Origin of the sequence: Lutispora saccharofermentans, assembly GCF_024363565.1 — a bacterium.
GTDB classification, from domain to species: Bacteria; Bacillota; Clostridia; order Lutisporales; family Lutisporaceae; genus Lutispora; species Lutispora saccharofermentans.
On the sequence record NZ_JAJEKE010000021.1, the window covers coordinates 16986 to 37948 of the forward strand.

The 20963-nt window shown below is 40.5% G+C and carries 21 protein-coding genes, 2 tRNA genes, 1 pseudogene and 1 other annotated feature; of the genes and pseudogenes, 23 read left to right on the top strand and 1 reads right to left on the bottom strand.

Annotated elements, in window-relative coordinates; translation table 11 throughout:
• Positions 1 to 82: 82 nt before the first annotated feature.
• From LJD61_RS17545 to LJD61_RS17620, 16 genes are all read left to right on the top strand, one after another.
• Positions 83 to 667, top strand: coding sequence for a hypothetical protein (locus LJD61_RS17545; protein ID WP_255228859.1), 585 nt, complete (start codon positions 83 to 85; stop codon positions 665 to 667).
• The gene (locus LJD61_RS17550; RefSeq protein WP_255228860.1) at positions 664 to 1335 is read left to right on the top strand and encodes a TVP38/TMEM64 family protein; all 672 of its coding nucleotides are present in this window, start codon (positions 664 to 666) and stop codon (positions 1333 to 1335) included. The genes LJD61_RS17545 and LJD61_RS17550 overlap by 4 nt, the downstream gene beginning before the upstream one ends.
• Positions 1336 to 1458: 123 nt before the next feature.
• Positions 1459 to 1746: a type II toxin-antitoxin system Phd/YefM family antitoxin gene (locus tag LJD61_RS17555; RefSeq protein WP_255228861.1), complete on the top strand. Its 288-nt coding sequence runs from the start codon at positions 1459 to 1461 to the stop codon at positions 1744 to 1746.
• Between the two features lie 365 nt (positions 1747 to 2111).
• The gene (gene proS, locus LJD61_RS17560) at positions 2112 to 3557 is read left to right on the top strand and encodes a proline--tRNA ligase (protein ID WP_255228862.1); all 1446 of its coding nucleotides are present in this window, start codon (positions 2112 to 2114) and stop codon (positions 3555 to 3557) included.
• A 132-nt stretch (positions 3558 to 3689) separates the two neighbouring features.
• Positions 3690 to 3892: a binding site (T-box leader), on the top strand.
• Between the two features lie 51 nt (positions 3893 to 3943).
• The gene (gene serS, locus LJD61_RS17565; RefSeq protein ID WP_255228863.1) at positions 3944 to 5215 is read left to right on the top strand and encodes a serine--tRNA ligase; all 1272 of its coding nucleotides are present in this window, start codon (positions 3944 to 3946) and stop codon (positions 5213 to 5215) included.
• 140 nt (positions 5216 to 5355) lie between these two features.
• Positions 5356 to 5931 carry a DNA-3-methyladenine glycosylase I gene (locus tag LJD61_RS17570; protein WP_255228864.1) on the top strand — a complete coding sequence of 192 codons (576 nt, stop codon included), beginning with the start codon at positions 5356 to 5358 and terminating at the stop codon, positions 5929 to 5931.
• 30 nt (positions 5932 to 5961) lie between these two features.
• A complete protein-coding gene (locus LJD61_RS17575) occupies positions 5962 to 6435 on the top strand; it encodes a GNAT family N-acetyltransferase (protein ID WP_255228865.1) in 474 nt (157 codons plus the stop codon).
• A 37-nt stretch (positions 6436 to 6472) separates the two neighbouring features.
• Positions 6473 to 6838 (top strand): DUF4180 domain-containing protein, encoded by a 366-nt coding sequence (locus tag LJD61_RS17580; protein WP_255228866.1) that lies wholly within the window; start codon positions 6473 to 6475, stop codon positions 6836 to 6838.
• 39 nt (positions 6839 to 6877) lie between these two features.
• On the top strand, positions 6878 to 7426 hold the full coding sequence (locus LJD61_RS17585) for a GNAT family N-acetyltransferase (RefSeq protein WP_255228867.1): 549 nt from the start codon (positions 6878 to 6880) through the stop codon (positions 7424 to 7426).
• A 40-nt stretch (positions 7427 to 7466) separates the two neighbouring features.
• Positions 7467 to 8138 (top strand): MBL fold metallo-hydrolase, encoded by a 672-nt coding sequence (locus LJD61_RS17590; protein WP_255228868.1) that lies wholly within the window; start codon positions 7467 to 7469, stop codon positions 8136 to 8138.
• A 10-nt stretch (positions 8139 to 8148) separates the two neighbouring features.
• A complete protein-coding gene (locus LJD61_RS17595) occupies positions 8149 to 9021 on the top strand; it encodes a GNAT family N-acetyltransferase (RefSeq protein ID WP_255228869.1) in 873 nt (290 codons plus the stop codon).
• Positions 9022 to 9042: 21 nt separating this feature from the next.
• Positions 9043 to 9810 carry an alpha/beta fold hydrolase gene (locus LJD61_RS17600; RefSeq protein ID WP_255228911.1) on the top strand — a complete coding sequence of 256 codons (768 nt, stop codon included), beginning with the start codon at positions 9043 to 9045 and terminating at the stop codon, positions 9808 to 9810.
• Positions 9811 to 9959: 149 nt separating this feature from the next.
• The gene (gene lepB, locus LJD61_RS17605; RefSeq protein ID WP_255228870.1) at positions 9960 to 10541 is read left to right on the top strand and encodes a signal peptidase I; all 582 of its coding nucleotides are present in this window, start codon (positions 9960 to 9962) and stop codon (positions 10539 to 10541) included.
• A gap of 10 nt (positions 10542 to 10551) precedes the next feature.
• Complete coding sequence (locus LJD61_RS17610; RefSeq protein WP_255228871.1) at positions 10552 to 11478, top strand: outer membrane protein assembly factor BamD; 927 nt, start codon at positions 10552 to 10554, stop codon at positions 11476 to 11478.
• A 159-nt stretch (positions 11479 to 11637) separates the two neighbouring features.
• Positions 11638 to 11727: transfer RNA gene (locus LJD61_RS17615), tRNA-Ser, on the top strand.
• 186 nt (positions 11728 to 11913) lie between these two features.
• Positions 11914 to 12005 (top strand) — tRNA-Ser (locus LJD61_RS17620).
• Between the two features lie 230 nt (positions 12006 to 12235).
• Here LJD61_RS17620 and LJD61_RS17625 read toward each other — a convergent pair.
• Positions 12236 to 12487, bottom strand: a pseudogene (locus LJD61_RS17625) (transposase); the annotation flags it as partial.
• A 66-nt stretch (positions 12488 to 12553) separates the two neighbouring features.
• On the opposite strand from LJD61_RS17625, the gene LJD61_RS17630 reads away from it, so the two are divergent.
• From LJD61_RS17630 to LJD61_RS17660, 7 genes are all read left to right on the top strand, one after another.
• Positions 12554 to 13483 carry a sugar-binding transcriptional regulator gene (locus LJD61_RS17630; RefSeq protein ID WP_255228872.1) on the top strand — a complete coding sequence of 310 codons (930 nt, stop codon included), beginning with the start codon at positions 12554 to 12556 and terminating at the stop codon, positions 13481 to 13483.
• A gap of 286 nt (positions 13484 to 13769) precedes the next feature.
• Positions 13770 to 14570 (top strand): class I fructose-bisphosphate aldolase, encoded by an 801-nt coding sequence (locus LJD61_RS17635; protein ID WP_255228873.1) that lies wholly within the window; start codon positions 13770 to 13772, stop codon positions 14568 to 14570.
• Positions 14571 to 14581: 11 nt separating this feature from the next.
• The gene (locus tag LJD61_RS17640; RefSeq protein ID WP_255228875.1) at positions 14582 to 15616 is read left to right on the top strand and encodes a zinc-dependent alcohol dehydrogenase; all 1035 of its coding nucleotides are present in this window, start codon (positions 14582 to 14584) and stop codon (positions 15614 to 15616) included.
• Positions 15617 to 15755: 139 nt separating this feature from the next.
• Complete coding sequence (locus tag LJD61_RS17645) at positions 15756 to 17099, top strand: APC family permease (RefSeq protein WP_255228876.1); 1344 nt, start codon at positions 15756 to 15758, stop codon at positions 17097 to 17099.
• Between the two features lie 122 nt (positions 17100 to 17221).
• The gene (ribF, locus tag LJD61_RS17650; protein ID WP_255228877.1) at positions 17222 to 18082 is read left to right on the top strand and encodes a riboflavin biosynthesis protein RibF; all 861 of its coding nucleotides are present in this window, start codon (positions 17222 to 17224) and stop codon (positions 18080 to 18082) included.
• Between the two features lie 35 nt (positions 18083 to 18117).
• Complete coding sequence (locus tag LJD61_RS17655; RefSeq protein WP_255228878.1) at positions 18118 to 19611, top strand: aldehyde dehydrogenase family protein; 1494 nt, start codon at positions 18118 to 18120, stop codon at positions 19609 to 19611.
• A 15-nt stretch (positions 19612 to 19626) separates the two neighbouring features.
• Positions 19627 to 20961 carry a glycine/betaine/sarcosine/D-proline family reductase selenoprotein B gene (locus LJD61_RS17660; protein WP_255228879.1) on the top strand — a complete coding sequence of 445 codons (1335 nt, stop codon included), beginning with the start codon at positions 19627 to 19629 and terminating at the stop codon, positions 20959 to 20961.
• Positions 20962 to 20963 lie beyond the last annotated feature (2 nt).

Genomic DNA, 20963 nt, shown 5'->3' on the forward strand with positions numbered 1-20963 from the left:
GATAATCTTAAGATTTCCTTCAATGATTGTTAAGCTCCATATTGCATAATGGATTCATCACATAAAAAGGAGCTGCTCGATCATGGACAAAAATCATCTTTATATTGTTCTGACCAGGACAAATACGGTATTATCAAGGCTCATCAGGCTATTTATGAATGATGAATACACACATGCTTCAATAGCATTGGACAAAGACCTCAACAAAATGTACAGCTTCGGAAGGAAATACATATACAATCCTTTTATAGGCAGGTTTAAAAGGGAGTATATAGATGATGGGTTTTATAGGCTTCAGAAGGAAGTGCCTTGCATAGTATTGGAGGTTAAGGTCTCAAAGCAGCAGTACGAAAAGGCCCAAAGCATAGTTGGCGGATTCATCTCGAATAGTCATCTGTATAAATATAATTACAAAGGATTGTTCTATAACTTATTTGATGTGGAGAGATATGAAGATAAGCGTTTTGTATGTTCTGAATTTGTATATTATGTTTTGAATCAAAGCGGCATTGCAGATTTAAATATGCCCGGCAACCTGGTCAGACCCCAAAGCTTATTGGATATCAAGAGCAATATCATATTCAAGGGTGACTTGAAGCATTTTGGAAAGCGGGAGAACCATTATATGATAGAGAGAAATTGCATCAGGGGGTTAAGCGCTGTATGAATAACAAGGGAGGAAAGCTCAGATATGTTTATTGGCTTTTGGGGATTACCGGAGGATTAATTGGGGCGGCTGTATATATAAAAACAAGCGGTATTCTGGATATCATCACCTCGCTGGAAGCATTTAAGGAGTATATCGTTGGGTTCGGAACAAAGGCGGATTTAGCCTTTTTCATAATTCAGCTTGTATCCGTTATTATTGCTCCTATACCCAGCAATATAAGCTCGGCTGCAGGAGGGATGATATTCGGCTTGTGGAAGGCATTTTTCATCAGTGCGGCGGCAATAATATGCGGTTCAATTGCGGTATTTGTGCTGGCAAGAAAATTGGGGAAGCCCTTTGCCGATAGATTTATCAGCCCCAAAATTGCAAATAAGTATGGACGCCTTCTTGCGCGCAAGGGAGATATACTGCTTGCATTGATATTCTTTCTTCCATTCTTTCCGGATGATGCGGTTTGTGTTGTAGCAGGACTCAGCAGGATAAAATTCAGCAAATTTTTTATTATTACTTTGCTGACACGGCCTTGGGGGATTCTGGCTGCATCAGCAGTGGGCTCAGCCGATATAGCGATCCGGTGGTGGGGTTGGGTAATAATTGGGCTGATATTTGCAGCATTGTATCTGTTTGTATCAAATTACCATAGAAAAGCTGAGAGTCAACTCTGATAGCAAGTTGCTCTTTGCTGATGTTGCCTTTCCGTTAGGAGCTGTATGATTAAGTAAAGAAGCATATTGATGCTTTATCATAATTATGATAAAATTAAGATAAAACAGTGGAAGGGTGATTTTATGCCACAGATTAGACCCGTTTCCGATTTAAGAAATAATTTTTCAGATATTTCCAGAATTGTGCATGAAACAGGGGAACCGGTGTTTTTGACAAAAAACGGTTATGGGGATATGGTTGTTATGAGCATTGAAGCCTATGAACGCAAGCTGTATGCAAGTGAAATATATTTTAGCCTTAAAGAAGCAGAATTAGAAGCTAAATCTACCGGAATAAGATATTCTCATGAGGAAGTATTTTCGGACTTGAGAAGAAATCTTATTGATAAGGTAGGCGAGGATGAACCTTGAAAAGCTTATTAAATAGTTATTTATGATGCTTGAATTGATGAATCTAATAATATGTTGACGATATCGACACAATAATATATAATAAGCCTAAAATGATATTAAGCAATGAAGAGGAAAAAAGAGCAAGCAATCCGAAAGAGAGAAAGACTCATAGGCTGAGAGGTCTTTCAGGTAAAGGCTGCTTCAACCCACCTCAGAGCTGCTGGCGAAGAGCCAGGCCGGTGAGCCGCCGATAAGGGCTTTGAGATAGCATGATATTCATGCTAAATTGGGTGGTACCGCGAGCACAACCTTCGTCCCATTATGGGGATGAAGGTTTATTTTTTTCAAATATATATATCTTATCGATTAAGGAGTGATTTTTTATGGGAAACAAGAAGGAACAGGATTTTGTAAAAGAGATTACACCTATGGAAGAGGATTTTTCTCAATGGTACACAGATGTAATACTAAAAACTGATATGGTGGATTACGCTCCCGTTAAAGGGTGCATGGTCATAAAACCCTACGGTTATGGAGTATGGGAAGGCATACAAAGGGTGGCAGACAGAAGATTTAAAGAAACAGGGCACAAAAACGCCTATTTTCCTTTGCTCATACCGGAAAGCTTTTTAAAGAAGGAAGCGGACCACTTCGAAGGCTTCGCACCGGAGGTTTTATGGGTCACTCACGGCGGCAACGAAAGATTGGCAGAAAAGCTGTTTATAAGGCCTACATCAGAGACTATAATTTGTACCATGTATTCAAAATGGGTTCAATCCTATAGGGATTTACCGGTTCTTATCAATCAGTGGTGCAATGTTATAAGGTGGGAAAAGACTACCAGGCCATTTTTGAGAACTGCTGAATTCCTGTGGCAGGAAGGACACACAGTTCATGCAACTGAAGAGGAAGCACAGGAAGAAACCTTGAGGATGCTTGAGGTTTACAGACAGGTAGCAGAGGACGAATTGGCTATGCCTGTTATATTGGGAGAAAAGAGTGAGAAGGAAAGGTTTGCGGGAGCCAACAAGACCTATACCATGGAAGCCATGATGCATGACGGCAAGGCTTTGCAGGCAGGAACTTCTCATAATCTGGGTCAGAATTTTGCCAAAATGTTTGATATACAATTCCTTGATAAGGACGGGATAAGAAAATACGGCTGGAGCACCTCCTGGGGCATATCCACCAGATTGATAGGCGGCATCATAATGGTACATGGAGATAACAGAGGGCTCATGATGCCTCCGAGAGTTGCACCTGTTCAGGTTGTTATCCTGCCTATAGCATTCCATAAGGAAGGCGTATTGGATAAGGCTTATGAAATAAAGAGCGAATTGGCAAAGAACTTCAGAGTTGAAATGGATGACAGGGATACCTACAGCCCGGGCTGGAAGTTTAACTATTGGGAAATGAAGGGCGTGCCCCTCAGACTGGAGATAGGTCCTAAGGATATTGAAAATAACCAGGTTACTGCAGTAAGAAGGGACACTCTTGAGAAATTTACGATATCTATGGAAGGCTTGACCGAAAAGATTGGGGAAATATTGGATGACATCCATCAAAACATGTTTAACATGGCATTGAAGAATAGAGAAGAAAAGACTTACACTACCACCGACTATGAGGAAATAAAGAGAATAATGAAAGAAACTCCGGGCTTTGTAAAAACCATGTGGTGCGGAAGCAGGGAATGCGAAGATAAGCTGAAGGAAGAGACATCAGCCACCATAAGATGCTTGCCATTTGAACAGGAGCAACTGGGAGATACATGCCCCTTCTGCGGCAAAAAAGCTGAGCATATGATCTATGTAGCGAAAGCGTATTAATAGGACTCAGGATTCAGAACTCAGAGCTCAGGAGTAGAGCAGGGATCTGAGTAATACATTGGCTTTCGAAACTTTTGCATAAACTGCTTGAAAAATTTAATAATAAGTAGTAAAATAAAAAAAACTATATAGTAAAATGCATTGATGGGAAAAAGTAGATGAAACTGCTATAAAGAGAGTCGGCGGATGGTGAAAGCCGGTGTGCAAGACATTGAATTCCATCCCGGAGCAGCCTGTGATGAGCAGGAGCGGTGAAGCCGTTATATCTTTGAGAGAGCAGCATATGCTGGTGCTGTTAACTAGGGTGGCAACGCGGATTACCTTTCGTCCCTTTTATGGGGACGGAAGGTTTATTTTTTTACCAAAAATTTTAAGGAGGTAATTTTATGCTTGACATTAAAGAAATAAGAGCTAATGCAGAAGAAGTAATAAGAAAGCTGAAAAGAAGAGGCGGAGAATACAGGGTCGGGAAGATACTTGAATTGGATGAAAGAAGAAGGGCGTTCTTGGCTGCCGTTGAAGATTTGAAGGCTCAAAGGAATAAAGTATCCGAAGAAATAGCCAAGATCAAGAAGTCAAGAGGAAATGCGGATGGGCTGATTGCTGAGATGAAGGCAGTTTCCGATAAAATAAAGGAAGATGATGACAAGGTAAGGGAGATAGAGGATGAAATCAATCAAGAGCTCCTGACCATCCCCAATACTCCCAATGACAGCATTCCTGACGGCAAATCCGATGCGGACAACAAGGAAATAAGGAGATGGGGAGAACCTACTAAATTCCCCTATGAACCCAAGGCTCATTGGGATATCGGAGAGGACTTGGGCATATTGGATTTCGCCACCGCAGGAAAGGTCACAGGTGCCAGGTTCACATTCTACAGAGGCTTAGGCGCCAGGCTTGAAAGATCATTGATAAACTTCATGCTGGATACTCATACGGCAAATGGATATACCGAGATACTGCCTCCCTATATGGCCAACAGCAGGAGCATGCAGGGAACAGGCCAGCTTCCTAAATTTGAGGAAGATATGTTTAAAGTAAACAATACGGACTATTATCTCATACCTACCGCAGAGGTTCCTGTGACCAATATACACAGAGAAGAAATATTGGAAGGCGTGCAATTTCCTATAAAATATACTGCCTACAGCGCTTGCTTCAGAGCAGAAGCCGGCTCTGCAGGAAGAGATACCAGAGGGCTCATAAGGCAGCATCAGTTTAACAAGGTAGAGCTTGTGAAATTCGCTCATCCGGATAATTCCTACGAAGAGCTTGAGACACTCACGAATGATGCAGAAAGGATTCTGCAGCTTTTGGGCTTGCCCTATAGAGTAGTATGCCTGAGTGCAGGGGATATAGGATTTTCATCTGCCAAGACCTATGATTTGGAAGTGTGGATGCCCAGCTATAACAGGTATGTAGAAATATCAAGCTGCAGCAACTTTGAAGATTTCCAGGCAAGAAGGGCTGATATAAAGTTTAAGGAAAACCCGAAGGCCAAGGCCAGGTTTGTTCACACCCTGAATGGCTCAGGAGTGGCTATAGGAAGAACAGTAGCCGCCATATTGGAAAACTTCCAGCAGGAGGACGGCAGCGTATTGGTGCCCGAGGTCCTCAGATCTTATATGGGCGGTGTAGACAGAATAAAGAAGTAGCAGGATGGCGCTGAAACCGGTAATCAGGTTTCGGCGCTTTTTCTTTATTCTAGACAGCGGCTTTAAAGAAGGATATAATTTTCTAAAAGGTCAATGTAATACATTGGCATGTATGCCAATAAATGAAGGAGAAATTTTGTATGAAGCGATGTAATTGGTGCGGTGAGGATCAGCTGTACATAAAATACCATGATGAAGAATGGGGCGTCCCTTCCTTTGATGACAAAAAGCAATTTGAATTTCTTGTATTGGAATCTGCCCAGGCAGGGCTGAGCTGGATCACCATTTTAAGAAAAAGGGAGAACTACAGAAAGGCTTATGATGATTTTAATCCTGTGTCGGTAGCAGGCTTTGGTGAGGATAAAGTCCAAGAGCTGATGAAAAATGAAGGAATCATAAGAAACGAAAGGAAAATAAGAGCTTCAATAAACAATGCAAAAAGATTTCTGGAGGTTCAAAAAGAATTCGGAAGCTTTTGTGATTATATATGGGGATTTGTAGATCACAAGCCTATAATAAACTGCTGGACAAGTGAATCGGAGAATCCTGCGAAGACGGAACTGTCCGAGAGAATAAGCGCGGATATGAAGAAGAGAGGGTTTAAGTTTCTGGGACCTGTAATAATATACTCCCATATGCAGGCTACAGGCCTGATCAATGATCATATAAAGGACTGCTTCAGGCATAGTGAGCTGGCGAAGGATAGCGGGATATAGGACGGAGACTAACAGTTGGAGGGATTGACAATGAATTATAGAAGGATTGAACTTAACGGCAGCAATAACGACAAGAAAACAGATATGCTTTTGATGCAGATCGCCAGATGGCATAACCTCACACCGAAGCTGTGGATACCGGATTACAAAGCTTCAGCAGCCGATATAGATGAAACGATACAAAGGATTAAGAATACAAAGAGGGAAGACTTATTTATTGCGGTTGCAGAGGATGATCAGGGCCAAGCTCAGGGATTCATATGGGCGTGCAAGCAAGAAAAGCCCAAAGAAAGCGTTATGATTTTATCTTTATATACTGCAGAAGGCTGCAGGAGACATGGCGCAGCAACAAATCTGAAAGCATTGCTGGAAGAATGGTGCCGGCTTGAGGGTATAAAGACCATACAAACAACGGTTCATTACAATAATAGCAATATGATGGCGTTAAATCAGAAGCTTGGATATATTCCCGGAATGGTGAATATGACCAAAACCTTGCTTTAAAGTGCATGGCTGTCATTGATTGGATTGGAGGATTATTATGGAAATAAGGACTATAAAAGAAAATAATACAGAAATTGCTGTTATAAGCAGCAGCGAAATATTGATAACAGATGTTCAGTCGGCATTGGATTTAATAGCAACGGTAAACTATGAAACAGGCTGTGATCGTATGATTTTGAACAAAGCAGCCCTATGTGAGGATTTTTTTCAGTTGAGAACGAAGCTTGCGGGTGAAATACTGCAAAAGTTTATCAATTATCATATGAAGATAGCCATTGTAGGCGATTTTTCCGGCTATACAAGTAAAAGCTTGAAAGATTTCATTTATGAAAGCAACAAGGGAAATGATATATTTTTCTTGCCAGGCGAAAAAGAGGCTGTCGAAAAATTGAGCGCAGTTTAGCTTTAATGGTTCAATAAATGAGGATAGGAGTGTTTTTACATGTATTATGGAGACAAAGTAAAATTGAGAGCCTATAAAAAGGAAGACATAAAATTGGCTTATGAGTATATGAATGACAGCGAAATGAAAAGATTGCTGGTAGCTCAAATCCCTTACCCTATGATCCTGGAGCAGGAAGAAAAATGGTTTGAAAGCCTGTTGACCGCGAAAGATACTTATAGCTTTGCTATAGAGGATTTAGAAACGGGAAAATATATCGGCGGCTGCGGAATAAATAGTATCAACTGGCTCAACAGGATTGCTACGATAGGCATATTTATTGGGGATAAGGAATATTGGAGCAAGGGATACGGCACAGATGCGCTCAATGTTCTCATCAAATTCATTTTCCAGCAGATGAACATAAATAAGATAAAGTTGAATGTTTTTTCTTTTAACAAAAGGGCTATCAGATGCTACGAAAAGTGCGGCTTTAAAGTGGAGGGAGTTTTTAAGCAAGAGCTTTTCAGAGATGGGCAATACTATGATGATCACGCCATGGCCATTTTCTTCGAGGATTGGCAGAAAGCAAATTTCGCTTTATGTTAGCAGATCTGAGAATAATATAGAAAAGAAAGAGGGGGTTAATATGGATATAGAGAAAGTGGGAAGCAGGGGGACCCTATTCAAATTTAATGAAAAGGATTCATCCTTTCCTCAAGATACATATGTATATTTAATAGATGCAGGGGAAAAGCTATTCCTCTGCGATACTCATGTGGGGCCAAAATCCATGGAGACTGTAAAAGAGTATATAGATGCTCAAGGGCTTGGAAGCAAAGAAATCATAGTGTTCAATTCCCATGGGGACTGGGATCATATCTGGGGAAACTGCGCTTTCCCGGATGCGGTAATTATAGCCCATGAAAGCTGCAGACAGAGGATCATGGAGAGCGGAGAAAGGGATCTGGAGAAATTTAAAGGCAAGTATCATGACGGTTCCTTTAAGCTGAAGCTGCCCAATTTGACCTTTGACAGCAGATTGAGCTATGATGATTATGGTATAGAGTTCATATATGCCCCGGGTCATACGGCAGATTCCGCTATTTGCTATGATAAAAGGGATTATGTTCTGTTTGTCGGGGATTTGGTGGAGCATCCATATCCGTATTTGAGCTATGATGATTTGGAAGCATATATTAAATCGCTGGAATACATAAAGGGCATCGGAGCCCGGACCGTTTTATGCGGCCACTCAGGCAAAGCGGATGAAAAGCTGATAAATGAAAACATTGCTTATATTGAAGAGCAGATGAAATAGGGGGGCCGCTATGTACATTAAGTCACTTAACAATTTAGATTCAGCTGTGGAGAAAGAGATAAGAGAGGTATACTCATGCTGCAAGAAGCATGATAGCCTGAAAGCCAAGCTGCTTCTTGATGGAGCAGTAAACTTTAATCAGGAAATCAATTATTTGTTTTTGCTATATGAAGAAAATAGACTTATAAGCTTCTTATATATGTTTATACCCACAGCCCGGGGAGCTGAAATATCAGCATATACATTGCCTGAATACAGAAGAAAAGGATGCTTCAAAAGGCTGCTGCTAGAGGCAGTGGAAGAGTTAAAAAGATATGATGTAAAAGACATGCTGTTTGTTTGTGAAAGTCAATGCTTATCAGGGCAGGAAAGCATCAAAAGACTGGGCGGAAGCTATGACTTCACTGAATATTTTATGAGATTTGATATATTCGCCAATGTATTTGATAAGAGCTATGAATATAAAACTAAACTATATATGCCTGGCATATCAGATATAGAAAAACTATGCCATGTCAGCATGCTGGCATTTGACGAAAGCCGTAAAGAGGCTGAAAGCTTTATTATAAATTGTTTTAATTCAAAGAATCGGAAGGCATATGCAACTTTTTGGGAAGACAGGATGATAGGCATAGGAAATGGATATCTCGGAGATAAAGAAGCAATAATATATGGCTTGGGCGTGCTTCCGGAGTTTCAGGGCAGAGGCTTCGGCAAGGAGCTATTGCTTTTGATAATGAGGGACTTGCTGAAAAATGGCTACGAAAACATAACTCTTGAAGTAGACAGCAATAATTTGAGGGCCTTTGACCTGTATAAAAGAAACGGTTTTGGGGTAGAGGTTGCGTTTGATTATTATAAGAAAGGCGTGTCATTGGGATAAATAAGGAGGCTGACATTGATTATGCAAACGAAGGATATATTAAGGATATCAGAGGTGGAGCTTGGAGGCATACCTTGCTTGTATGTTAAACCAAGCTTTGTCAGTGATGAAAGACCGGCAGTGATCTATTATCACGGATGGGAGTCAAATAAAGAAAATAATCTTTTCCTTGGAAAGGTATTGGCCTTTAACGGCTTTGAGGTGATCTTGCCCGATGCTCTTCATCACGGCCGGAGGGATGCGTTGAAGAGCTATAATACAGAATCATTGAAATCCTATTTCTGGAAGGTGATATTGAATTCGGTGACGGAATATAAAGCATTAAAAGAAGCTGCCGTAGAAAAGCTTGAAATAAACCCTGACAGGCTTGCCGTTATGGGAAGCTCCATGGGAGGCTTCATAGCCGGCGGAGTGTTTGCATCAAACCCGGAAATAAAATGCCTCATCAATATGAATGGAGCTTGCGCCTGGGAGAAGGCAGAGATGAAGTTTAAGGAAATTGACCGGAAAAGACATGGCCTGGCAGGTGAAGTTCAGCTTGAGCAGATAAGGCAATACGACCCTTGGTCGAAGAAGGATGAATTATATCCCAGGCCTATGCTTTTGCTGCATGGGGACAGTGATACCTCCATATCCATAGATATCCAGAAGTATTTTTTTGAAGGATTAAAGGAAGTATATAAGGATAAGCCTGAAAGATTAGAATTTATTGTAACACCCAGGCTGAATCATTATAAGACCATCGGTATGGTGGAGGAGTCTGTAGCCTGGCTTGATAAATATTTGTAACAAATCCTGCAAAAATTGAGTCTAAAGAGATAGCACCTATAGATGGAGAAAAATGGGCAGGTATGATTTTAGCTGTTCTAATACTGGCAGTAGCCAACCTATGGGAGGCATATATGATAATAAATCGTTAAATACGGAGAGTGATGCGCATGAAAAAAATTTTTGAGCTTCTTGGAACTGTTGTTATAGCATTTGCAATCGCAATGTTTTTAAAATCTACTGTATTTGCTATTCCGGAGATAAGGATGAATTCTATGGAAAACACACTTATCCAGGGTGAGAGGGTGTTGGAGATCAAGTTCATCTATGAGCTTACCGCACCAAAAAGAGGAGATGTGATCATTCTCGACAAGGACAATGCAAGCAAGGGGTTCTTTCTCGATTACGCTGATGAGGTAAAGGAGACCATTGATATTATCAGAGGTAAAGCCGGTAAGAATCATCTGATAAAAAGGGTCATAGGGCTTCCCGGAGATGAAATAAAAATCGAGGAAGGCCAGGTATATATAAATGACGAATTGCTTGAGGAGACCTATGTAAAGGGAGAGACCTATGCCGATGCTCTGGAATTTCCGCTGATAGTGCCTGAAGGCAAGGTTTTCGTCATGGGGGACAACAGAGAGGTCAGCTTAGACAGCAGGCAGCTGGGCTTTATAGACTACAAGCAGATCGAAGGCAAGGCTGTGGCCAGGATATGGCCCTTAGATAAATTTAAAATAATTAAAAAGTGAGATGAAAATCATGAAAAGAAAATTTTTTATTTTAATGCTTGTAATCTGTTCCATGCTTCTTGCAAGCTGCACAAGCCAAGCACTGAAAATTGGAGAAGAAGTGTCGGCGGATGCAAAGGATGGCTCGTACAAGCTTGGGGATTATGAAAAAGCAGTGGCTCTTTTAGACAAGCATCTGAAGGAAGCTTCACCAGAGAAAACCATGGTCGCAAAAAATGATGAAATCCAAATAATGAAGCTTGAAAGGCTAAATGAAAATTATTATCTGGCTTCCTATCAGATTTCTCCCATTTATCCTCTGACAAATTTGAATTATGCTCTTGTGGGTTTTCGGGAAAACAGCTGCAGGACGATAAACCTTGATACTGTAGATTATATTTCCGATACATCCTATGATAATGGCGTAATTTCTTTTTACAGTGAAGGAAATAATATAGTAAACGCTTTCAGAGAGTTTCCTCATAATATAAATTATGATATAAAAAATGGGGAACTTTCAATAGAGCAATTATACCATAGCTTAGAATCAGGTTCTCAAGTAAGGCTGGGAAATGGCATAAATAAAGCAGGCATAAAAAATATTGCTGAAACTGATAAAGAAATCACTTTTGATTTTGAGGAAGTGGAAGGGACTATACTGGCAGGAGGAGCTTTCTGTCCTGCTATTAAATCCGGAGTGATGTTTGATAAAGAAGATAAACCAGTATTTTATCTTGATTTTGAAAATCTGATATTATCAAAAGAAAATGAAAAAATGATAATGGATCTGGCAAAAAAGGAATATATATCCGGTGTAGATATTAAGCATTATGAGGATTTGACGGAAAACAGCCATACAGCTATATATTTTCGCTTCAAAGGTGTATCTGAGTATACCTGCAGCTTTAAAAATGATGACAAAACAGGGTTCGAAAATTTTATTCTTATATTAAGATAGATCTCATAGCAGAGAAGAATAGAAAAGATCTAAAGTGAAACTTGCCTGTATTTTAGAGCTTCCCAAGCTAAATAAGGTCCACAAATTGACACCGGAATTTATTATGCTTTTGTTGACACTTATGATTTTACCTGATATAATTTAATATGTCTTAAATTTGGAGAGATGTCCGAGCGGTTGATGGAGCTGGTCTTGAAAACCAGAGATGTTTCACGACATCCGTGGGTTCGAATCCCACTCTCTCCTCCATAAGAGAATCATAACTTAGTTCTTTGAATAAGAGTATGTATAAGAGGAAAAGTAGATGGGAATTCGAACGGGAGGAACAAGAAGATGCGCCCTTTGGAAGCATTTTCCCTCCCAGGCGTGATAGTGAGCGAAAGCGAACGGAGCGAATCCCACTCTCTCCTCCATAAAGAACTATAGCTTAGACCTGGAGAAGTACTCAAGTAGGTCGAAGAGGCGCCCCTGCTAAGGGCGTAGGTCGGGAAACTGGCGCGAGGGTTCGAATCCCTCCTTCTCCGCCATCTGAAAACGAATCACTCACAAGAGTGATTTTTTAGTATAAACGAATGAGCAACGGGGATTCGAACGGGAGGAACAAGAAAATGCGCCCTTTGGAAGCATTTTCCCTCCCAGGCGTGAAAGCGAGCCAAAGCGAGCGGAGCGAATCCCTCCTTCTCCGCCATCTGAAAACGAATCACTCATAAGAGTGATTTTTTTGCTATATAAATCACGATAAAGAATCTATATCCTATTTTCCCAAGGCATATATTTCAAGTACTTTATACAGGAATTTAAAAAATACTTTTGCATAGTATTTTTCTTCCTCCATACAGTGAACTTTAACGGTCTCATAGTTTAATATTCCAAGCAATTTAACACCATGATACTTTCCATAGGTAGGAATAAGGAATTGCCTACCCTTGGGAAACCAAGTTCTGATGATTGCTTGATAATCACGGATCATTGATTCATCCTCAAATAGGAAACATAGATTACCTGTAACAAATTATTACAGTTTAATGTTGCAATTTAAAGGGAAATATATAATAATTTATTTTGGGTGATATTAATGATAAGTAATAGTTTAAGAAATGAATATACGAAAATTGCCTACTACTATTATAAAGCTGGAATGACTCAGGAAGAGATAGCAAAAAAGATGTCGATGTCCCGTCAGAAGGTTAACAGGGTTTTAAAAAAATGTCTTGAAGATGGTATAGTGAAAATTACTATTGAAGGCTACCCATGCGAGGGCATTGAAATGGAGGTCAAGCTGGAATCCCTGCTGGGCCTTAATAGGGTGATTATCGTAGCTGCACCAGAAAAGGAAGTATTGGGAAATGCATCAGCAGCATATCTTGAAGGCATTATTAAGAACAATGATATTATAGGTTTTTCAGGAGGAAAGGCTTTATCATATATTGTTGATAGGCTCAAGCCTGTAGAGGCAAAGAATCTTTCTGTTACGCAATTGGTAGGAATTCTTAATACAGATGGCGAATATGGAAGTTCAGACTACATTGTCAGGAAGGCATCAGACAAATTGCATGCAAAGCCTCACTTTATTTATGCTCCAATGATGCTGAACAGTACATTGCTTCGTGACTCTCTTTTAAAAGAAGAATTTTATACTGATGTTTTTGATGCCATGAAGGCCTGTACCATAGCTATGGTTCTTATTGGCGACATGAACCATATATCATCGCTCGTTGAAACAAAATTTATTTCAGCAGAAGAATTAGAGGATTTGAAAAATAAGTGTACTGTTGGTGAAGTATGTACTCATTTTTATGATATAGATGGCAATCTCATTACCAACACTATAAATGACAGGGTGCTGTCAATTGATATTGATAGTTATAAAAATATTCCTTTGCGTGTTGGAATAGGAAAAGGAAAAGAATCTGTACAGTCTATAATAGGTGCTGCAAAAAGCAGACTGATTAATGTACTGATAACTGATTTTGAAACTGCTGATGTATTATCAAAAACAATTTGACTTTTAATTATAGACCATATAAAGAAGTTTATGTTAAGAAAAACTCTTTCACTATTAAGTGAAGGAGTTTTTCTTATTTTGTAATGAACTATTCGATACCTCTTCAATATTTTATTCAAATAACCTATTAACAATATTGAAAATAGCGATAATTGTATAGTTAAATTTCACTTTACATACAAAGTTCGATATGATATCATAATTAAGACGTTACAAATGTAAATTGACTGAGCAAATGTAACACAAAATGACGCATTATACTATTATAGAAAAGAGGTGAAGTATAATGGCAAGTAAAACACACCGCTTGAACCATATTTTCAGAGAGGATAAAAAGACATTCATCATGGCAATGGACCATGGAAGCGTTTTTAATGTTCTTCCTGCTATGAAGCGTATAGGTGATATTGTAAGCGATGTGGCTAGAGCAGGAGCAGATGCATTTTTGGCTAATGTTGGATTGGTAGAAAAATTTGCAGATGACTTTCATGGGAAGGGAATCATTTTAAGGCTGGATGGCGCATTTACATTCCTGGGCTCAAAAGATAAAACTGTTGAAACTGTAGCTAACGTTGAAGATGCCATAGGTCTTGGAGCTGATTCTGTAATTGGCATGGGCTTTCCTGGATCTAAATGGGAGGATAAGGTTCTTAAAAACCTGGCAGCTAATATCAGCGAATGCAATAAGTGGGGTATTCCAATGACTGCGGAAATGCTTCCAAGAGGTTTTGAAGGTGGAGAGGATTCCCGTACTGCTCAAAATATTACCTTTGCATGCCGACTTGGCGCCGAGATGGGTGCTGATATTATAAAGACAGAATATACAGGAGATACTGAAAGCTTCAGGGAATTATGCGAAAGCGTTTTTGTACCTGTTGTAATTTTAGGAGGAAGTAAGAAGGTGTCTGAAGAGCAGCTGCTTACAGAAATAAAGGAAGCTCTTGAAGCAGGTGCATCTGGAATTGCCATGGGAAGGAACATATGGGGACATGAGGAGCCAGCTAGATATGCAGGTGCTATAGCTAAGCTAATACATGAAGATTGCAGCGTTGAAGCAGCACTTAAGGAATTAAGCAAGAAATTCTAGGAGGAAGCATTATGGGTGAAAAGTATAAAGTAGCCATATTAACTGGTGTAGGACAGGCAGAAATCACTGAAAAGGAATTGAGACAGCCTCAAGGACATCAGGTGCTTGTAAAGGTTGACAGCTGTGCAATATGCACCCTTGAACAGAGAATGTACAATGGAGTTATGAAAAGATACCCATTTGCAGGAGGCCATGAAGCATCAGGAACGGTTGTTGCAGTAGGTGAGTTTGTAAAAAGTTTGAGAAAGGGTGATAAGGTAGCGGCTAGGCTATTGACTAGCTGCGGTGAATGCTACTTCTGCAGAAGCGGTCATGAAAACCAGTGTGTTATATCCTTCATGGCTAATGTACATGAAGGAGTTGGAGGACCTGGAGGATTTGCAGAATACATGATGCTGGATGCAAAGAAGCTTTACAAGGTAGCTGATGACCTGGATTTAACTCATGCAGCTCTGGCAGAGCCTCTCGCATGCTGTGTGCACAGCATAAATAATGCAAATATTGGGCTGGGTGAGGACGTTGTCGTGATAGGAGTAGGAATAATGGGAGCCTTCCATATTAAACTTGCTAAGCTGAGAGGAGCTAGAGTTATTGCATGTGAGGTAGAGGAGGAACGCCTAGAGGTTGCAAAAAAAATGGGTGCTGACCTCCTGATTAATTCAAAGAAGGTAAATGCTGTCGATAAGGTAAAGGAACTGACCGAAGAAAGAGGAGCAGATGTGGTATTCTGCACTGCAGCTCTTACAAAGCTTGCAGAGGAAAGTATACAGATTGTAAGTAAGGCTGGGCGTGTTATAATGTACTCCTCTTTCCATCCAGACAATCCAATTGACCTTAGCGTAAACAAGGTACACTCATCGGAAATGAATATAACAGGCGCTGTAAATGCTAACACCAGAGATTTCCTTGCAGCAACAAGGCTTCTTTCAAGCCATATGGTAGATCCGTCAATACTTATATCAGAGACAGTTCCATTAGAAAAGCTTGATTATGCTTTTAAGCGTGCAATTGACCCCAAAACATATCGTATAGTAATTAAAGCATAAAGGCTTACACCATATAATCCCAAAATGATGATTGCCCCATAGTATGGGTTGCAATATATACACTAATTCTTACAAATTAGCTTCATAGGGAATCAGACATAAAGCTGTGAAATCATAAATTAAGAAAAGGAGCAATATTATGTCAAACAAAGAAAACGGTAAGCTTGGTTTACTAGACAGTACAACCATTCTCATAGGTGGAATGATTGGAAGTGCCATCTTTTCACTTTCAGGAATGACGATTTTATGTGCTGGTCCTGCCTGTATCATCTCATGGATCATTGCAGCTATCATACTGTATGCTTATGGTCTTCAGACAGCAGAACTGGCTACAGTTTATCCGTCCTCAGGAGGAGTTTTCGTATTCCCTGCTGAGGCGCTTGGAAAGACTAAAAAACAGAAGAAGCTTATAGGATGGATTACAGCATGGGCTTATCTTTTTACTTGCATTGGAGGAGCGGCATTCTCAGCAACCTATGTAGGAACCTACCTTGGAGTTGGCTTCCCAAGCCTAGCCAATGCACAGATTGTTATTGCCATTGGAACAATTGTAGTCTGTGGCATACTGAACCTGTTTAACATATCTGTTACAGGAAAGGCTAACACTGCATTAACGATACTGCTTGCAGCTACAATGGTTGTATTTGTTGTAGTTGCTTTGTTCAGTGGACAGTGGGATGCAGCGATGCTTACACCTTTCTTTACTCAGGGGTCTGCTGGATCGTGGGGCTTCATGAGTGCTATTCCTATAGCAATGGTTGCATATGGATCCATAGTAGCTGTTGCGTTCATGGTTGGAGAAATCAAAGATCCTAACAAGACAGTACCAAAGGCAATGAGCATTGCAATGCTCATTGTTGCAACCCTTTATATTCTTGTTATGATAGCTGTATTAGGCCTTGTATCATCACAGTACCTTCAGGAGAATAGTGGAATGGCTTATATACCCTTGTATGCTGCAGCCTTCACAAAGCTGGCATCAATACCATGGCTTATAAAGCTCATATCTATTTCAGCAGTGTTGGCGCTTATAACCACAATACTTGTTCTTATAGCCCTTGCAGGACGTACCCTTCAGGCTGCAGCAGCTGACGGAGTTCTTCCGATGTCCTTTGCAAAGAATAATGAGAAAACAAAGGTGCCAACGGTATCACTTGAAGTCGTAATAGTAGTTACCGCCATTCTTACAGTATTCCCAAGCTTTACTAGCATGATTGTAAACCTTGGCGCACTTTGTAGTGTGCTGGTAGTTGCAGTAATATGCATTTCAGTAATTGCAGCTCGTAAGCGGCATCCATATGTTGAAGGAAACTTTAGGGCACCTGGAGGAAATGCTATCCCTGTAATAACAATCGTTGCACTGGTTGCATGCTATGTACCTGACATTATCCGTGGAGGATGGCAGATTTGGGCATATACAGCAATATATTTAGTAATTGGTTTGATTATATACTTTATTGGAGCAGGAAAAGCTTCTGACTAATTGAGAATTGTTATACATGTATATTATTACCTGGTCATTCTGCCATTTAATTAACATGGCAGAATGACAATATTGAAAAGAGGTAGTTAGCACTGAAGCATATTTATGGAAATCATTATGCAATGTCCAATACCTGCATAGCCTTCGGCGTATTTGATGGAGTTCATGAGGGGCACAAGGCTGTAATAAGTAAACTGATGGAAATGTCAGTTAAGGGATATACTCCTGTAGTTGTAAGCTTTGAATACGACACTGAATTGCTGCAAGATAAAAAAGTACTTTCAACTGAAATGGAAAAAGAGCATTTGATAGGCCGGCTAGGACCGGAGTTAATGATTTCATATAAAATAGATAAGCATAATAAGGATAGTGACATAAAAAGCTTCATCAGGGATGTGCTGGTTGAAAGCCTTGGCGCGAAGGTTATTGTGGCTGGAAAAAATGATTGCAACATAATGGCATTGCGTGAATGTGCCAAAAGTCTGAGATATTGCCTTGAAGAATGCGACACGGTTACTTCGGATAGCGGTCCTATTACGTCAGAGCGCATAGCAGCTGAGATTGAAAACAATAATTTGGAAAAGGTAAATAAGCTGTTGGGTCATCCATACATCTTTATAGGAAAAGTAATGCATGGTAAGGCATTTGGAAGAACTGTTGGCATGCCGACTGCCAACCTTGAATTTGGAGAAAGCAAGCTTTTGCCGGCTTATGGAGTATATGCAACGCTTTCTGAAATAGATGGCAAAAGTGTAAAAGGACTGACCAACATAGGCAAAAGGCCTTCGGTTGATAATTACGATTATGTGACTATTGAAACCTTTCTCCTGGATTTTTCAGGTGACCTGTATGATAAAATTATAGAGCTTCAAGTACATGCATTCATCAGGAGTGTAAAAAAATTCAACGGACTTGATGAGGTAAAAAGCCAGGTGAACAAGGATATACAGTCCATTAGGGAATATCTTGATAAAATTTCTTAAATAATTATAAATGTATAAATTTAGGAGGTAATCATATGAACCCACTAGACTATGTAAAAAAGGAACCTTACAAATTGTATATTAATGGAGAATTTGTACCGTCTGAATCTGGCAAGACCATGGATATAATCAATCCGGTTAACAATGAGCCATTTGCAAAGGCTTATATAGGTGGAAAGGCAGATGTTGAAAAGGCTATACTTGCTGCAAGAAGGGCCTATGATGAGGGAGTATGGGGAAGGATGACTGCCAAGGAAAGATCCAAGTTGATTATGAAAGCAGGAAGAATCCTTGAGAAAAGAAAGGAAGAGTTTGCAGTTCTTGAAACTCTTGAAGCGGGAAAGCTTTTCGGCAGCTGCTATTACTTTGAAGGGGATATGGCTGTTGATGCATTTGAGTATTGGGCTGGCGTAGCAAGAACTGTTGAAGGAAAGATGGTTCCATGTAACGAACAAGGAGCATGGAACTGCGTATTATGGCAGCCATTAGGCGTTGTAGGCGAGATCATTCCATGGAACGGACCATTCCTAATGGGATGCCAGAAAATAAATGGCATACTTGCAGCAGGTAATACGGTTATCATAAAGCCGGCTACATGGGCTTGCACAACCATGTCACTTTTAGCTGAGGTATATCATGAAGCAGGCTTCCCTGAGGGTGTTGTAAACGTTGTAATGGGTCCTGGAGGGGAGTGCGGAAGTGCATTGGCAGAAAGCCCACTGGTAGATATGGTATCAATGACAGGCGGTACTGAAACAGGACGCAAGATCATAGAGAAATCTGCGGATACAATAAAGGATATAGCCCTTGAGCTGGGCGGAAAGAGCCCTAACATATTCTTTGAGGACGTAGACATAGATAGGGCAGTTGAATGGGCAAGATATGGCTTCACTCTACATGCTGGGCAGGTATGTGTATCGGGCTCGAGACTGATAGTTCATAAGAGCATATATGAGGAATTTATCACGAAGCTGAAGGCAGAGGTTGAAAAATTCGTTCCTGGTGATGGCTTTGATCCGAAGACTACTCTTAATACACTTATTTCCAGGCAACACTGCAATAGCGTATGGAATTACATTGAAAAAGGCAAAGCTGAGGGAGCAAGGCTTGTCACAGGAGGAGTGCCATATACAGATCCAAAGCTTGAGAAAGGAAATTTCGTTCCTCCAACAATATTTGCTGACGTTACTCCAGATATGACCATTTTTCAGGAGGAGATATTCGGACCAGTTGTTACAGTTACATCCTTTGAAACTGAAGAGGAAGCAATAGCATTGGCTAATAGCACTATTTACGGCCTTGCGGGTGGTATAAATACAAACGATGTAAAGAGAGCCTTGAGAGCTGTTAATAAGATCCATGGAGGACAGATATATGTCAACTCCTATTTCAGCAAGGCGATGGTTGAGTCACCAGGAACAGGTTGGAAGCAGAGTGGACTTGGCGTAGCAGGAATACACAAATATATGATATCCAAGACTGTATTCTTTGATACAGTTGAAGGAAGTCAACCACCAATAAGACTTTAGAGAGGAGAGATATACTTGGCGGCATTAAAAGCAATACACTATATAAACCAGTTCTATGCAGGCATTGGCGGAGAGACCATGGCAGATATAGGCCTTCAGGTTTTTACTGGTACAAAAGGGCCCGGTATGGGACTGGAAAAGCTGTGGAAGGGAGAAATGGAGGTTATAAAGACCATCGCCTGTGGCGATAACTTCATTAATAAGGACGAAAACTTCGAGAGCGTGGCACCAGAGATTGCAAAAATAATAAAGCAGGAAAAACCAGATGTATTCATAGCTGGACCGGCATTTAATGCTGGACGTTATGGAGTAGCATGTGCTAAGATGGCAGATTACGTAAGAAGGGAACTTGGGGTTCCAAGCGTCACAGGCATGTGGCATGAAAATCCTGCTATAAGCATGTATGTAAAGGATAATTATATAATATCCACAACTGAGACAGCTACAGGAATGACTAAGTCACTGCCTGCAATGGCAAGTCTTGCTTTAAAACTGGCTAAGAAGGAAGAAATAGGTCCGGCGCGTTTGGAAGGTTATATTAGGACCGGGCACAGATATAACCAGTACAATAAAAAAACAGGTGCTGAAAGGGTTGTTGATATACTGCTTAAAAAGCTGAACAATGAACCTTATGTGACAGAGGTGCCTCTGAGAGGCTTTGAGGTTGTTCCACCAGCACCTAAGGTAGTAAAACTGAAGAATGCGACTATTGCCCTGCTTACTACAGGCGGACTTGTTCCAATGGGGAATCCTGATAAAATAAGACAGGCATTTGCTACAAGCTATGGAAGGTATGACATGGGAGGGAAGGACTCTCTTGACCAGGGAGTATACGAATCCATACATGGAGGCTATGACACTACCTATGCTACCGCCGATCCCCACAGACTGGTTCCCTTGGATGCAATGAGGGCATTAGAGAAGGAAGGAATAATCGGAGGAACATATAGATACTTCTTTACTACCTGCGGTGTTGGGACAAACATTGAAAGCAGTAAGGAGATGGGAAGGAGAATAGCTGACGAGTTGTCAAAGGCTGGAGTCGGCGCAGCTTTAATGACTACCACGTGAGGAACCTGCACACGTTGCGGTGCAACGATTACAAAGGAATTAGACAGGGTTGGAATACCTACTGCTCATATAACTGGCTTTACATCTATAGCACAAAATGTTGGAGCTAACAGAATAATATTCGGCGGTAACTTTACATCACCTGCAGGAAATCCAAGCCTTCCTCTTGAACGTGAAAAGGCATACAGAAGAAAGATAGTTGAAAAGGCTCTGGCTGTGATTTCACAGGATGTTCATGAACCGACCATATTCACTGTTGATGAGAGCAAGGAGGGATAAAG

Bases quoted from the DNA above. Each gene is read 5' to 3' on its own strand.
- LJD61_RS17545 (WP_255228859.1), top strand. From the start codon at position 83: ATGGACAAAAATCATCTTTATATTGTTCTGACCAGGACAAATACGGTA.
- LJD61_RS17550 (WP_255228860.1), top strand. From the start codon at position 664: ATGAATAACAAGGGAGGAAAGCTCAGATATGTTTATTGGCTTTTGGGG.
- LJD61_RS17555 (WP_255228861.1), top strand. From the start codon at position 1,459: ATGCCACAGATTAGACCCGTTTCCGATTTAAGAAATAATTTTTCAGAT.
- proS (WP_255228862.1), top strand. From the start codon at position 2,112: ATGGGAAACAAGAAGGAACAGGATTTTGTAAAAGAGATTACACCTATG.
- serS (WP_255228863.1), top strand. From the start codon at position 3,944: ATGCTTGACATTAAAGAAATAAGAGCTAATGCAGAAGAAGTAATAAGA.
- LJD61_RS17570 (WP_255228864.1), top strand. From the start codon at position 5,356: ATGAAGCGATGTAATTGGTGCGGTGAGGATCAGCTGTACATAAAATAC.
- LJD61_RS17575 (WP_255228865.1), top strand. From the start codon at position 5,962: ATGAATTATAGAAGGATTGAACTTAACGGCAGCAATAACGACAAGAAA.
- LJD61_RS17580 (WP_255228866.1), top strand. From the start codon at position 6,473: ATGGAAATAAGGACTATAAAAGAAAATAATACAGAAATTGCTGTTATA.
- LJD61_RS17585 (WP_255228867.1), top strand. From the start codon at position 6,878: ATGTATTATGGAGACAAAGTAAAATTGAGAGCCTATAAAAAGGAAGAC.
- LJD61_RS17590 (WP_255228868.1), top strand. From the start codon at position 7,467: ATGGATATAGAGAAAGTGGGAAGCAGGGGGACCCTATTCAAATTTAAT.
- LJD61_RS17595 (WP_255228869.1), top strand. From the start codon at position 8,149: ATGTACATTAAGTCACTTAACAATTTAGATTCAGCTGTGGAGAAAGAG.
- LJD61_RS17600 (WP_255228911.1), top strand. From the start codon at position 9,043: ATGCAAACGAAGGATATATTAAGGATATCAGAGGTGGAGCTTGGAGGC.
- lepB (WP_255228870.1), top strand. From the start codon at position 9,960: ATGAAAAAAATTTTTGAGCTTCTTGGAACTGTTGTTATAGCATTTGCA.
- LJD61_RS17610 (WP_255228871.1), top strand. From the start codon at position 10,552: ATGAAAAGAAAATTTTTTATTTTAATGCTTGTAATCTGTTCCATGCTT.
- LJD61_RS17630 (WP_255228872.1), top strand. From the start codon at position 12,554: ATGATAAGTAATAGTTTAAGAAATGAATATACGAAAATTGCCTACTAC.
- LJD61_RS17635 (WP_255228873.1), top strand. From the start codon at position 13,770: ATGGCAAGTAAAACACACCGCTTGAACCATATTTTCAGAGAGGATAAA.
- LJD61_RS17640 (WP_255228875.1), top strand. From the start codon at position 14,582: ATGGGTGAAAAGTATAAAGTAGCCATATTAACTGGTGTAGGACAGGCA.
- LJD61_RS17645 (WP_255228876.1), top strand. From the start codon at position 15,756: ATGTCAAACAAAGAAAACGGTAAGCTTGGTTTACTAGACAGTACAACC.
- ribF (WP_255228877.1), top strand. From the start codon at position 17,222: ATGTCCAATACCTGCATAGCCTTCGGCGTATTTGATGGAGTTCATGAG.
- LJD61_RS17655 (WP_255228878.1), top strand. From the start codon at position 18,118: ATGAACCCACTAGACTATGTAAAAAAGGAACCTTACAAATTGTATATT.